General features: G+C 69.7%; 13 protein-coding genes. 9 read left to right on the plus strand and 4 right to left on the minus strand.

All coding sequences use genetic code 11. The features are described 5' to 3' along the window. Positions 1–289: 289 nt before the first annotated feature. Together AB5J73_RS10725 and AB5J73_RS10730 are read left to right on the plus strand one after the other, a co-directional pair. Positions 290–1,549 (plus strand): MFS transporter, encoded by a 1,260-nt coding sequence (locus AB5J73_RS10725; RefSeq protein WP_370969543.1) that lies wholly within the window; start codon positions 290–292, stop codon positions 1,547–1,549. 318 nt (positions 1,550–1,867) lie between these two features. Next, on the plus strand, positions 1,868–3,037 hold the full coding sequence (locus AB5J73_RS10730) for a GGDEF domain-containing protein (protein ID WP_370969544.1): 1,170 nt from the start codon (positions 1,868–1,870) through the stop codon (positions 3,035–3,037). A gap of 12 nt (positions 3,038–3,049) precedes the next feature. Here the strand turns inward: AB5J73_RS10730 and AB5J73_RS10735 are convergent, their stop codons facing one another. Continuing rightward, positions 3,050–3,694, minus strand: a complete 645-nt coding sequence (locus tag AB5J73_RS10735) for a TetR/AcrR family transcriptional regulator (protein ID WP_370969545.1) — start codon at positions 3,692–3,694, stop codon at positions 3,050–3,052. Between the two features lie 87 nt (positions 3,695–3,781). Here AB5J73_RS10735 and AB5J73_RS10740 point away from each other — a divergent pair, with 87 nt between their 5' ends. Further along, positions 3,782–5,005, plus strand: a complete 1,224-nt coding sequence (locus AB5J73_RS10740; RefSeq protein ID WP_370969546.1) for a lipase family protein — start codon at positions 3,782–3,784, stop codon at positions 5,003–5,005. A 53-nt stretch (positions 5,006–5,058) separates the two neighbouring features. Here AB5J73_RS10740 and AB5J73_RS10745 read toward each other — a convergent pair whose 3' ends face one another. Further along, on the minus strand, positions 5,059–5,469 hold the full coding sequence (locus AB5J73_RS10745) for a DUF3151 domain-containing protein (RefSeq protein WP_370969547.1): 411 nt from the start codon (positions 5,467–5,469) through the stop codon (positions 5,059–5,061). A 220-nt stretch (positions 5,470–5,689) separates the two neighbouring features. Between AB5J73_RS10745 and AB5J73_RS10750 the strand changes: the two genes are divergently transcribed. From AB5J73_RS10750 to AB5J73_RS10760, 3 genes are read left to right on the plus strand one after another with little or no spacing between them, the layout of a single operon-like run. Then, on the plus strand, positions 5,690–6,862 hold the full coding sequence (locus AB5J73_RS10750) for a hypothetical protein (RefSeq protein WP_370969548.1): 1,173 nt from the start codon (positions 5,690–5,692) through the stop codon (positions 6,860–6,862). 22 nt (positions 6,863–6,884) lie between these two features. Then, complete coding sequence (locus AB5J73_RS10755; RefSeq protein WP_370969549.1) at positions 6,885–7,163, plus strand: type II toxin-antitoxin system Phd/YefM family antitoxin; 279 nt, start codon at positions 6,885–6,887, stop codon at positions 7,161–7,163. Then, positions 7,156–7,560: a type II toxin-antitoxin system VapC family toxin gene (locus tag AB5J73_RS10760; RefSeq protein WP_370969550.1), complete on the plus strand. Its 405-nt coding sequence runs from the start codon at positions 7,156–7,158 to the stop codon at positions 7,558–7,560. Before AB5J73_RS10755 ends, AB5J73_RS10760 begins: the two co-directional genes overlap by 8 nt. A gap of 54 nt (positions 7,561–7,614) precedes the next feature. On the opposite strand, the gene fbaA is transcribed toward AB5J73_RS10760, so the two are convergent. Together fbaA and AB5J73_RS10770 are read right to left on the minus strand one after the other, a co-directional pair. Further along, positions 7,615–8,646 (minus strand): class II fructose-bisphosphate aldolase, encoded by a 1,032-nt coding sequence (fbaA, locus tag AB5J73_RS10765; protein ID WP_370969551.1) that lies wholly within the window; start codon positions 8,644–8,646, stop codon positions 7,615–7,617. A 154-nt stretch (positions 8,647–8,800) separates the two neighbouring features. After that, positions 8,801–9,625 carry an LLM class F420-dependent oxidoreductase gene (locus AB5J73_RS10770; protein WP_370969552.1) on the minus strand — a complete coding sequence of 275 codons (825 nt, stop codon included), beginning with the start codon at positions 9,623–9,625 and terminating at the stop codon, positions 8,801–8,803. 62 nt (positions 9,626–9,687) lie between these two features. Between AB5J73_RS10770 and AB5J73_RS10775 the strand changes: the two genes are divergently transcribed. The 3 genes from AB5J73_RS10775 (at position 9,688) to AB5J73_RS10785 (ending at position 12,059) form a co-directional block, all read left to right on the plus strand. Next, positions 9,688–10,590, plus strand: a complete 903-nt coding sequence (locus AB5J73_RS10775; RefSeq protein WP_370969553.1) for an aldo/keto reductase — start codon at positions 9,688–9,690, stop codon at positions 10,588–10,590. Between the two features lie 81 nt (positions 10,591–10,671). Next, positions 10,672–11,583 carry an SDR family oxidoreductase gene (locus tag AB5J73_RS10780; RefSeq protein ID WP_086857579.1) on the plus strand — a complete coding sequence of 304 codons (912 nt, stop codon included), beginning with the start codon at positions 10,672–10,674 and terminating at the stop codon, positions 11,581–11,583. Positions 11,584–11,585: 2 nt separating this feature from the next. Then, positions 11,586–12,059 (plus strand): pyridoxamine 5'-phosphate oxidase family protein, encoded by a 474-nt coding sequence (locus AB5J73_RS10785; protein WP_370969554.1) that lies wholly within the window; start codon positions 11,586–11,588, stop codon positions 12,057–12,059. The last annotated feature ends 65 nt before the right edge of the window (positions 12,060–12,124 follow it).

Below are 12,124 nucleotides of genomic sequence, written 5' to 3' on the forward strand. Positions count from 1 at the left end.
CGAACGCGAGGTGGCTACTTTTGCCTCTGGTCCTCCGGCCATCGGGTACGGAATGATCCATTGGTGACTCCTGGGCCACCGGTCAGACACTGCGGGCTATCGTCTGATCCGTTCGGGAAAGCTCCGTGACACCTTGGATACCAGCGAAAGAACCTAGAGATTTACCAACAGTCACGGGACACTGGCTGGGGTAACTCACGTACCGTGACTGCCCCATGACCGACTGGTCGTCTCGTCACCGGCGGTCATGGGACTGACTCGGTCTGCACAAGAGGTCGGGAGAAAACGCATGGCAGCACCGCCGGATCGGGTCACGTTCCGCGAGGTGTTCGGGATCGCCGAGTTCCGGGCGCTGTGGTTCGGGGAACTGCTGTCGATCGCCGGTGACCAGCTGGCCAGAGTCGCGCTGTCGATCCTCGTCTTCACCGGTACCAACTCCGCGACCCTGACCGGCCTGACGTACGCCCTGACCTACGCCCCGTCGCTGCTCGGCGGCATCTTCCTGACCGGCTTCGCCGACCGCTTCCCCCGCCGCACCGTGATGGTGCTCGTCGACCTCCTGCGCGCCGCGCTGATCCTGCTCGTCGCGCTGCCCGGCATGCCGTTCTGGCTGATGTGCGTGCTGGTCGGCGGGGTCTCCCTGGTCAACCCGCCGTTCAAGGCCTCCCAGCTGGCGCTGCTGCCGCAGGTGCTCGAAGGCGACCGGTTCGTCGTCGGGATGGGCATCCGCAGCATGACGGTGCAGAGCGCCCAGCTGCTCGGGTTCGCCGGCGGCGGCGCGCTGCTGATCGCCCTCGACCCGCACGTCGCGCTCGTCATCGACGCCGCCACGTTCCTGCTCTCGGCCGCCTTCGTCCGCTTCGGCGTCCGCGCCCGGCCGGCCGCGGCGAGCGGGGAGCAGCGCAAGTCGTTCTTCGCGACGCTGGGCGGCGGCGGCCGGACGGCGTTCGCCAGCGCACCACTTCGGACACTCGTGCTGTTCACCTGGCTGATGGGGCTGCTGCCGGTCTACGAGGGCATCGCCGCGCCGTACGTCTCGGCGGCGGGCGGCGGGCCCGAGGCGATCGGCCTGCTGCTCGCGGCCGACCCGATCGGCAGCGTCATCGCGACCTTCGCCTACACGCGCTGGGTGCCCGCGCGGCTGCGGCCGCGGTTGATCGGCCCGCTGGCGGCGCTGTGCGCGGTCCCGCTGGTGTTCTGCTTCCTGAACCCCGGCCCGGTGTCCTCGATCGTCCTGTTCATCGTGTCCGGCGGGTTCGGCACGGTCTGCCTGCTGCAGGCGACCGCGTCGCTCACCCTCGCCGTGCCCGACGAGCAGCGCGCGCAGGTGATGGGGCTGTCCAACACCGGGCTGACCACGATGATGGGCATCAGCCCGCTCATCGGCGGCGTGCTCGCGGATCAGCTGACCCCGCACGGCACGGTCGGCATCTTCGGCATCGTGGGAGTGGTGCTCACCCTGCCGCTGGCGGCGCTGTGGGCACGATCGTTATCGACCGAACCCGAGCGGTGGCACGACAAAGAAGCCGCACGCGCCGAACATGCTTGACATGCTCCGCGCGTGGGCTCGACCTGCGCGACCTTGCGGTGCGCTGTGCGGTCACTGATCTTTGCCGCGCATCGCTGGCCACCTCTCGTTCCGGTGTCAACCAAAAAGTACACACCGAAAGCCCTTGTGGACAGCTGGCAAACGGTCTGAAACTGTCCGTGAGTAGATTGTCACTGATCACCTGCGCAAGGGGCTGGGGGAAAAATGGTCACATCGGGGGAACGGTCTGGACAAGCCTCGGTTCGTGGTGTTGCCGACTGGGCACTGTGGTCACGACCACGGGCCTGGGTCGCCGTCACACTCACCGCGATCGCCGTCATGCTGGCCTGGACCACCGCGGCCACGCTCACGATTCCGGTCACGCTCGCGAACCTGGGGACGTTCGCGCTGCTCACCGCACTGGCGGTGACCCAGACCGAGGTCAGCAGGCGCATCGAGCGCCAGCGCCGGATCCTGAGCAACGGCCCGCACGTCAACATGACTTCGGTCTGGCTGCTGCCCGCCGGGCTGCTCGTGCCGCCGCAGCTGGTGGCCGTCCTGGGCACGGTGCTGTACGTCTACCTCGCGTTCCGCAGCTGGTCGGGGTTCCGGCCGGGTGAGTTCCACCGCGTCGCGGCCAACGCGACCACGATGATCCTCTCCGGGTTCGCCGCCAACTTCGTCGCGGACGCGCTGCACGGGCACGGGATGACCGCCGTGGCGCTCGCCGCCACCGCCTTCTTCGCCACGAACACCGCGCTCACCGGGCTCGGCCTGTACCTGGCCGCACCGGAGAAGGCGACTGTCGAAGGCTGCCTGGGCAACATGGACGACAACCTGCTGGAGCTGGCCACCCTGTGCGTCGGCGGCCTGCTCGTGATGGTCTTGACCACCGAGCCGCTGCTGTCGGTGCTGGTGATCCTGCCGCTCTACGTGCTGCAGCGGTCCGTGCTGATCAAGCGGCTCGAGGAGCTCGCCACGACCGACCAGAAGACGCAGCTGCTCAACGCCACCACCTGGCAGGACGGCGCGCAGCGCGAGATTTCGCGCGCTCAGCGGGAAAACGGCAGCTTCGGCGCCATGATGATCGACCTCGACCACTTCAAGCGGATCAACGACACCTACGGGCACCTCGCGGGGGACGACGTGCTCAAGGCGGTCGCCGCCGTGGTCAAGCAGGAGACCAGGGCGCACGACCTGGTCGGGCGGTTCGGCGGCGAGGAGTTCGTCGCGCTGCTGCCCGCGACGTCCAAAGAGGACGCGATCGTCACCGCCGAGCGGATCCGGCAACGGGTCAGCGAGCTGGTGATCAGCACGAAGACCAACGAAGGCGCGGCGGTCGACATCGAACGCCAGACGGCGTCCATCGGCGTCGCCGCGTACCCGCTCGACGGGTCGTCGATCGAGGAAGTGATGTCGTCCGCCGACGCGGCCGTCTACGCGGCCAAGCACGGCGGGCGGAACCGGGTGGTCGGCTCGGTCGCGCTCCCGGAGATGGCCGTCGCTTAGCTGCGCTCCGGGTCAGCGCAGCCGGTCGATGACGTCGCTCGCCTTGGTCTGGAGGCGGGCGACGCCGCCGACGGTGAATTCGGTCAGCAAGTCGATCAAGGCCTCCTGGTCCGGCGGCTCGCCGTCCCAGGTGGCCTGGACCAGTGACTCGGTCATCGCGAAGAAGAGCGTCACGAGCGCGCGGTCCGCGCGGCCGGAGTCGATGCCGTGCGCGGCCCACCGCTTGCGGCTGGCTTCGGCGTAGACGACGGCCAGCCGCTCCCTCAACCGGGTGAGAGCGGGGTCGCCCGCGCGCTCGGCCGCGCGGAGCACGCCGTACCCCTCGGGGTGATCGGCGACGAAGGTGACCATGTTCGCGTAGTTGGCCCGCGCCCAGGCCCGCAGGCCGGGCTGCTCGTCGGCCACCGAAGGGCCCGCGATGGCGGCGAAGGCGCTTTCCTCGGTGGCCGCCACGACCTCGGCGAACAGCGTCGCCCGGTCGCCGAACTGCTCGTAGACGGCCTGCCGGGAGACGCCGGCTTCGCGCGCGATCTGCTCGATCGTCGCGCCCTGCATCCCGTGCTGCGCGACGACCCTCGCCGTCGCGGTCAGCACGCGGGCGCGCTGCTCCCCGACCGGGAGCTTGCGCGGCCGCCCGCGCGGAGCGGGGCTTGACATGGTGGTCCACCTCACGTGATTCTTTTTTCGACACCTCTGTCTGAAAAGGTGTTCCCCGCGCACTCGTCTGCTCAACGAGGAGCAAGCATGCGTATCTTCCCCCGTCGCGCCCTCGCCGCGGCCGTCGCCACGGTTTCGGTGCTGGCGTTGACGACGCTCGGCCCGCCGCAGGCCTCCGCCACGTCCTTCTACGACCCGCCGTCACCGCTGCCCGCCGGCCGCAACGGCGACGTCATCCGGCACGAAGCGTCGACGTTCTACATCGACCCGATCAAGCTGCTCAAGGCCGATGCGGCCGTGCAGCGGATCATGTACCGCAGCACCGACACGCACGGCTCGCCGATCGCCGTCACCGGCACGGTGCTGACGCCGCGGTCCGCGTGGCACGGCGCCGGCGTGCGCCCGATCGTCTCCTACGCCGTCGGCACGCAGGGCGAGGGCGACGACTGCGCGCCGTCGAAAGCGCTTGCCGCCGGCTTCGAGTACGAAGGCCCCTTCATCGCCGGGCTCCTGACGCGGGGCTACGGCGTCGTCGTCACCGACTACGAAGGGCTCGGCACGCCGGGCGACCACACGTACGTCAACCGCGCCGCGGAGGGGCACGCGGTGCTCGACGCGGTCCGCGCGGCGCAGCGGCTGCCGGAAGCGGGGCTGCCGGACGACGGCCCGGTCGCGATCGCGGGCTACTCCCAGGGCGGCGGCGCGTCGGCCGCGGCGGCGGAGCTCCAGCCGAGCTACGCCCCCGAGCTGAAGCTGAAGGGCGCGTACGCCGGGGCGGTGCCGGCGGACCTGGCTTCGGTGGCGAAGAACCTCGACGGCCACTACGCGGTCGGCTTCCTCGGCTTCGCGCTGGTGAGCATGAACTACGCGTACCCGGAGCTGAACGTCCCGGCCCTGCTCAACGCGCGCGGGAAGCAGCTGTTCGAGCAGGTCCGGACCGAGTGCACGGTGGAGGCGATCGCCGCGCACGCGTTCACGCAGTCGTCGACGCTGACGAACGACGGCCGCTCGCTGACCGCGTACCTCGGCGAGGAGCCGTACGCGTCCAGGGTGGCGGAGCAGAAGATCGGGACGCTCAAGCCGTCGGTGCCGGTGCTGATCGTCCACAGCGCCCTCGACGACATCGTGCCCTACGCGCAGGACCGCGACCTGGGCCGGACGTGGTGCGGCAAGGGCGTGAAGGTGCAGTTCAGCACGTCGCTGGTGCCGACGCACGTGCTCACCGCGGTGCGCGCGTTCCCGGAGGCGTTCGCGTGGCTCGAAGGCCGCTTCGCCGGTCTCCCGGCCCTCTCCAACTGCGGCCTGTTCTGATCACGAGGGGCACCCTCATGGCTTTCGAGTCCGTGGAGGTGCCCCTCGTGGCGTTACTTCAGGCCGGTGGCTTCCGCGGCGGCGGGGTCGGAGTCGGCGAGGAACGTCCGGCAGCGGTCGTACTCCTCGGTCTCGCCGATCTTGCCGGCGGCCTTGCCCAGGACGGCAAGGGCGCGCAGGAAGCCCTGGTTGGGGCGGTGCGCCCACGGCACCGGGCCGAAGCCCTTCCAGCCCGCGCGGCGCAGCTGGTCGAGACCGCGGTGGTAGCCGGTGCGGGCGTACGCGTAGGCGGCGACGGTCTCACCCGCGTCGAAGGCCTTCTCGGCCAGCGACGCCCACGCCTCGCTGTAGTAGGGGTGTTCGGCCGCGACGGTGGCCGGGTCGCTCCCGGCGTCGAGCGCGGCCTGGGCGGCGGTGTGCTCGGGCAGCAGCGTCGGCTCGGGGCCGAGCAGGTTGTGGGTCATGCCGCCCATTCTGCCCTCAGAACAACAGGGCCCCGAGCACCCCGCCACCGGCCAGCACCAAGGCGCCGATCAGGACGGCGGCCACAACTCGTTTCGGCATCATGGCGGCACACCATGCCAACCCGCGCCGGGTGGAAGCAAGTTCGCCACCCGTAGGGGTGAACCCCGGTTTTCGACGGTCTTAGCCCGCTCGTGACCATGACCGGCCATGATGTCGGGCATGGCCAAGGCAGTCGACGTCCCGGTGGACGTGATCCCGCGCAGCCCTATCGGCAAGACGCGGCTGTTCTTCACGCGGCACTGGCACCGCGGCGCACCCGGGCAGCCGACGCCGGACTGGGTGCTCCGGTTCTGCTACGGGATGTGGCTGGCGGCGTTCGCGTTCAAGCTGGTCGGCTCGTCGTGGGACATGTCGTGGCACTTCATGTGGCTGCGCGACGACCTGGCGCCGCCGCACCTGATCAACACCGTCGGCACGGTGATCATCGTGGTGCTGGTGGCGATCCACAGCTACACGGGCCTGGGCGCCGACCGCCGCTCCCTGCGCTTGATGCAGATCGGCCTGCTGGTGTTCCTGGTGGCGGCGCCGCTGGACGTCATCAACCACCGCGTCAACGGCCTGGACCTGACGGCGTGGAGTCCGTCACACATGATGCTGTACCTCGGCACGGGCATCATGCAGGCGGGCGTGCTGCTGGGCTGGCTGAAGTACGCGCCGCCCGGCCGCTTCCGCACCGGCGTCCTGCTCGGGCTGTGGGCGTTCTTCCTGGAGAACACGTTCTTCCCGAACGGCCAGCAGGAGTACGGGATCCTGGGGCTGCGCGCGTGGGAGCGCGGCGAGCCGGAGGCCGAGAAGTCCCTGCTGGACTTCGCGGCCAACCAGATCGGCCACCCGGTCGACCGCACGGCGGTGCTGCACTTCACGATGCCGATCCCGGAGTGGGTGTACCCGCTGTGGGGCATCGGCGCGATGGCGTTGATCTTGGTCTTGGCGCGCAAGACGCTGGCCTTCCGCTGGGCGGCAACCTCGGTCGCGCTCGCGTACGTGGCCTACCGGTCGGTGATGTGGCCGCTGCTGCTGGGCCTGGGGTTCCCGGTGTCGACGGTGCCGTTCTACCTGCTGTTCGTGGGCCTCGCGGTGGACCTGGCGTTCGCGATGGGTTCGGGCGTCCTGCGCGCCGGCGCGGGAGCCCTGCTGGTGACGGCGTTCGGCTACGGCGCGCTGTGGCTGCAGTCCCAGTTCCGCCCGTGGGTACTGGGCGACGCGCACACGGAGTCGGCCCCACCGGTCGCGTACTGGACGGCGGCGGTGGTCCTGGCGGGGGTGTTCGCCCTCTGGGCAGCGGCCGGCCCGGCGACGCGGCGGTGGTCCGCGAAGCGGGTAACGGCGTAGCACACGGTGCTACATTCGGCTGGTGAACGTCATCAGCCAGCGCGAGTTCCGGAACAACTCGGCGGCGATCATGGACGCTGTCGAAGCCGGCGAGACGTACCACGTCACCCGGAACGGCGTGGAGATCGCCGAACTGCGGCCGTTGTCCCGTCGGCAGCGGTTCACCGCGGCAGAGCTGGTCGAGCGGCACAAGCGACTGCCCCGGGTCGACGCGGCCGAACTGCGGCGCGATGCCGACGGGTCCTTCGGCGACGATCGCATCAGCGACGACGACAACCCGCGGGAGCGCGCTCGTGGCTGACCGGCACGCCACCGGCGTGCTCGACACCTGCACCTACCTCGAGCTCGGCAGCTTGGACCCGGCAACGCTCCCGGAATTCCCGGAGATCACCGCCGTGACCATGGCCGAACTCCACCAGGGCGTCGTCATGACCGCGGATCCGGCCACGAAGGCCATCCGGAACGAGCAACTGGGCGCGGCCATCGCCGAATTCACCCCGCTGCCGTTCGACGGTGAGGCCGCCGTGCGGTACGGCACGCTGGTCGCGCTGACCACCGCCGCGGGCCGGTCACCACGACCACGCCGGCCGGATCTGATGATCGCCGCGATCGCGTCCGTCAACGGCCTGCCGCTGTACACCCGCAACGCGAAGGACTTCCGCGGTCTCGAGAGCCTGCTGGAAGTCGTCGAGGTCTGAACACGACGAAGGGGCGGCACTTTCCCTGTGAAAGTGCCGCCCCTCCGCGCGTGGCTACTTGAGCTTCGTGCCCGCCGAGCCGAGAGCCTGGCAAGCCTCGACCACGCGCTGGGCCATCCCGGCCTCCGCGGCCTTCAGGTACGAGCGCGGGTCGTAGACCTTCTTGTTGCCGACCTCGCCGTCGATCTTCAGGACGCCGTCGTAGTTCTTGAAGAAGTGGTCCACGATCGGGCGGGTGAACGCGTACTGGGTGTCGGTGTCGACGTTCATCTTCACCACGCCGTAGGACACCGCTTCGCGGATTTCCTCCGGCAGCGAGCCGGAGCCGCCGTGGAAGACCAGCTCGAACGGCTTCGACCCGGCGTCGAGGCCGAGCTTCTTCGCCGCGGCTTCCTGGCCGCCCTTGAGCACGTCGGGGCGGAGCTTGACGTTGCCCGGCTTGTACACGCCGTGGACGTTGCCGAAGGTCGCCGCGAGCAGGTAGCGGCCCTTCTCCCCAGCGCCGAGGGCGTCGATGGTCTTGAGGAAGTCGCCTTCGGCGGTGTAGAGCTTTTCGTTGATTTCGGCTTCGACGCCGTCTTCTTCGCCGCCGACGACGCCGATCTCGACCTCGAGGATGATGTGCGCGGCCGCGGTCTTGGCCAGCAGCTCGGTGGCGATCTCGAGGTTTTCGTCGAGGTCGATGGCGGAGCCGTCCCACATGTGGGACTGGAAGAGCGGGTTCTGGCCGTTCTTGACGCGCTCGGCGGAGATCTCGATGAGCGGGCGGACGAAGCCGTCGAGCTTGTCCTTGGGGCAGTGGTCGGTGTGCAGCGCGACGTTGACGTCGTAGCGCGCGGCGACGACCTGGGCGAACTCGGCCAGCGCGGTCGCGCCGGTGACCATGTCCTTGACCTTCTGGCCGGAGGCGAATTCGGCGCCGCCGGTGGAGAACTGGATGATGCCGTCGCTCTCCGCCTCGGCGAACCCGCGGATGGCGGCGTTCACGGTCTCGGACGAGGTCACGTTGATGGCGGGGTAGGCGAACTCGTTCGCCTTCGCCCGGTCCAGCATCTCCGCGTAGACCTCGGGGGTCGCGATGGGCATCGGTATTCCTCCTTGGCAGGGATGGGTCCCGACCGCATCGTACGAGGTGTACCGCCGCCGCACACCGGTCCCCGCGCAGAAACTTTTCCGCACGTGGGATCGGTTCAGAAGGGGGTGCGTCCGACCGCCGGGCGCACCGGCGGCCGGACGGAGATCACAGCAGTTCGGCAGCCAGCGCCCGGTAGCCGGGCCACGGGTCTTCGTTCAGCACCTGGACGACCACCTGGTCCGCGCCCGCCTCCAGGTGGGCCGACAGGCCGCGGGCGATCGTCGCGGCGTCGCCGTGCAGGGCCAGCGCGTCGACCAGGCGGTCGCTGCCCTCGCCGGCCAGATCTGCGTCGGTGAACCCGAGTTTGCGCAGGTTGGCGACGTAGTTCGACAGCCCCAGGTAGTACTTCACGGTGTTCCGCCCGATCGCCCGCGCCTCGGCGGCGTCGGTACCCAGGACCACCTTGTGCTCCGGGGCCAGCAGCGGGCCCGCGCCCAGGATCTCCCGGGTGTCGCGGGTGTGCTCCGGCGTCGTCAGGTACGGGTGCGCGCCGGCCGTGCGCTCGCCCGACAACGCCACCACCTTCGGCCCCAGCGCCGCCAGCGCGCGACCGGCGACGGGGACACCCGCCTTGTCCAGGCCGTCCAGGTAGTCGACCAGCGCCGCGTACGGCTTCTTGTACTCCTTCGTCGCTTCGCGGTGGCCCGCGCCGACGCCGAGCAGGAAGCGGTCCGGGTACTTGCCCGCGATCCGCTCGTACACCTTCGCGATCGACGCCGGTTCGTCCTGCCAGATGTTCACGATGCCGGTCGCGATGACCAGCCGGTCCGTCGCCGCGAGCAGGTCGTCCACGGACGCGAGGTCGGCCGCGCCGGGCGAGCCGCCCAGCCAGATCGCCCCGTAGCCGAGCTTCTCCGCCTCCGCCGCGAACTCCGCGTCGACGTTAGCGTGGTACCGCCAGATCCCGAGCTTGCCCAGTTCGATAGCCATGGAACACTCCAACGCGTGGGACGGCGATTTTCCTCCCGGATCGGCGAACTAACGTCGGGGACATGACCAAGCTGGGAAACACCGACCTCGACGTGTACAGGCTCAACCTCGGCGGCAACGTCTTCGGCTGGACGGCCGACGAGCCGCAGTCGTTCGCCGTGCTCGACGCCTACACCGCCGCCGGCGGCAACTTCGTGGACTCCGCCGACCTCTACGGCGGAGGCGGCGGCTCCGAGGAGATCCTCGGCAACTGGCTGGCCGCGCGCGGCAACCGGGACGACGTCGTCGTCGCGACCAAGGTCGGTATGTGGGAGGGCCGGCCGGGCCTGTCCGCGAAGAATATCCAGGCCGCGGCGGAGGACTCGCTGCGCCGCCTCAAGACCGACCGCATCGACCTCTACTACGCCCACCTCGACGACGCGGACACCCCGCTCGAGGAGACGCTCGAAGCCTTCGACGCGCTGGTCCGCGCGGGCAAGGTGCGCTACCTCGGCGCCTCCAACTACACCGCCGAGCGACTCGCCGAAGCACTGTCCATTTCGGACCGCAACGGGTTCGCGCGGTACGCCGTGCTGCAGCCGCACTACAACCTCGTCGAGCGGGACTACGAGCGCGACCTCGCCCCGCTCGTCGAGCGCGAAGGCCTGGCCACGCTGCCGTACTTCTCGCTGGCGAAGGGCTTCCTGACCGGCAAGTACCGCACGAAGGGCGACGTGACCGACAGCCCGCGCGCCGCCCGCGCGGAGTCCTATTTGGACAACGGCGGCGAGCGCGTGCTGGCCGAGCTCGACGAGGTCGCGAGCGCCCACGGCGTCTCGGTCGCCACGGTCGCGCTCGCCTGGCTGCGGCAGCAGCCGACGGTCGCCGCACCGATCGCCAGCGCCCGCACACCGGAGCAGCTCACCGACCTGATCGCGTCCGTCACCCTCGACCTGACTCCCGACGAAGTAGCGTCACTTTCGTAGGGAAAGTGACGCCTACTCTTGGGTAGCTTACTGCGGGTAAGTTGAGGTACGGTGCCCTCAAGTGACATCAAGGAGGGCACCGTGGCCAACCCGTTTTCGCTGCTGAGCGGCACCAAGAAGGTCGACGGGAAGGTCGTGCTGATCACCGGCGCGGCCCGCGGCATCGGCGCCGGACTGGCCGAACGGCTCGCCGCGCGCGGTGCGAAGGTCGCCCTCGTCGGCCTCGAAGCCGAAGAGCAGAAGAAGGTCGCCGACCGGATCGGGCCGAACGCGCACGCCTGGGAAGCCGACGTCACGAGCTGGGACGCCCTCGAAAAAGCGACGAAGGGCGTCGTCGAGCACTTCGGCGGGATCGACATCGTCATCGCCAACGCCGGCATCGCGACCGCGGGCTTCGTCCGCTCGGTCGACAAGGCCGCGTTCGAGAAGGTCATCGAGGTCGACCTGCTCGGCGTCTGGCGGACGTTCCGCGTCACGCTCCCGCACGTCATCGAGCGCAAGGGCTACCTGCTCGCCATCTCGAGCCTCGCCGCGATCACGCACGCGCCGGGCATGGCGAACTACGCCGCCGCCAAGGCCGGCGTCGAGGCGTTCTCGAACAGCCTCCGCGCCGAGGTCGCCCACCTGGGCGTCAAGGTCGGCGTCGCGCACCCGACGTGGATCCGCACCGACCTGGTCGAGAGCGCCGACGCGCACCCCGTGTTCGGCAAGCTCCGCGCGTCGATGCCGGGCCTGATCGGCAAGACCTACCCGCTCGACACCGCGCTGGACGACCTCGAAGCGGGCATCCTCAAGCGCGCCCGGACCATCCACGTGCCGCGCTGGGTCGGCGGGCTCAAGCTGCTCCGCGCGTTCCTGCCGCCGATCATCGAGATCGGGTCCCGCAGCCGGGTACCTTCGGCGGACAAGGCCGCGCTGGCCGACATCGAGGCGCGCGGCGCGTTCGAATCGGCGGTCACCGGCCACGGCGGGCGAGCCGCCACCAAGGGGTGAACATGTCCCGTCGCGATCAGATCCGGATGACCGAGGACGAGGTCCGCGAGTACCTCGCCGGCCAGCAGGTCATCAACGTCGCCAGCGTCGGCCCGAACGGCCGGCCGCACCTCGCGCCGCTCTGGTACTTCCCGCACGAGGACGGCGTCGCGACCTGGACGTACGGCACCTCGCAGAAGGCCAAGAACTTCCGGCGGCTCCCCGAAGCGACCGTGCTGGTCGAGGACGGGGACAGCTACGAGAAGCTCCGCGGCGTCTCCTTCGAGGCCGACGTCGAGATCGTCGAGGACACCGCCGAGGTCACCCGGATGGGGATCGAGCTCATGCAGCGGTACGCGGGCGCCAAGCCGGGCGACCCCGTGCCCGACGAGCTGCGGGCCTTCATCGCAGGTCAGGCACCGAAACGCGTCGGGCTGATCTTCCGGCCGACGAAGGTCGCCAGCTGGAACCACGGCAAGCTCGGCGGGACGTACTGAACGGTAGGGAGTACTTCCAAGTAACTGTTACCTGAGGTAACGTCATCTGGGCAGCATCCTCGAAG

Origin of the sequence: Amycolatopsis sp. cg9, from assembly GCF_041346945.1 — a bacterium.
Lineage (GTDB): Bacteria > Actinomycetota > Actinomycetes > Mycobacteriales > Pseudonocardiaceae > Amycolatopsis.

What these genes read in the sequence shown, in the direction of transcription:
- AB5J73_RS10725 (WP_370969543.1), top strand. Translation starts at nt 290, where the DNA reads ATGGCAGCACCGCCGGATCGGGTCACGTTCCGCGAGGTGTTCGGGATC.
- AB5J73_RS10750 (WP_370969548.1), top strand. Translation starts at nt 5,690, where the DNA reads ATGGCCAAGGCAGTCGACGTCCCGGTGGACGTGATCCCGCGCAGCCCT.
- AB5J73_RS10775 (WP_370969553.1), top strand. Translation starts at nt 9,688, where the DNA reads ATGACCAAGCTGGGAAACACCGACCTCGACGTGTACAGGCTCAACCTC.
- AB5J73_RS10730 (WP_370969544.1), top strand. Translation starts at nt 1,868, where the DNA reads ATGCTGGCCTGGACCACCGCGGCCACGCTCACGATTCCGGTCACGCTC.
- AB5J73_RS10770 (WP_370969552.1), bottom strand. Translation starts at nt 9,625, where the DNA reads ATGGCTATCGAACTGGGCAAGCTCGGGATCTGGCGGTACCACGCTAAC.
- AB5J73_RS10745 (WP_370969547.1), bottom strand. Translation starts at nt 5,469, where the DNA reads ATGACCCACAACCTGCTCGGCCCCGAGCCGACGCTGCTGCCCGAGCAC.
- AB5J73_RS10740 (WP_370969546.1), top strand. Translation starts at nt 3,782, where the DNA reads ATGCGTATCTTCCCCCGTCGCGCCCTCGCCGCGGCCGTCGCCACGGTT.
- AB5J73_RS10735 (WP_370969545.1), bottom strand. Translation starts at nt 3,694, where the DNA reads ATGTCAAGCCCCGCTCCGCGCGGGCGGCCGCGCAAGCTCCCGGTCGGG.
- fbaA (WP_370969551.1), bottom strand. Translation starts at nt 8,646, where the DNA reads ATGCCCATCGCGACCCCCGAGGTCTACGCGGAGATGCTGGACCGGGCG.
- AB5J73_RS10785 (WP_370969554.1), top strand. Translation starts at nt 11,586, where the DNA reads ATGTCCCGTCGCGATCAGATCCGGATGACCGAGGACGAGGTCCGCGAG.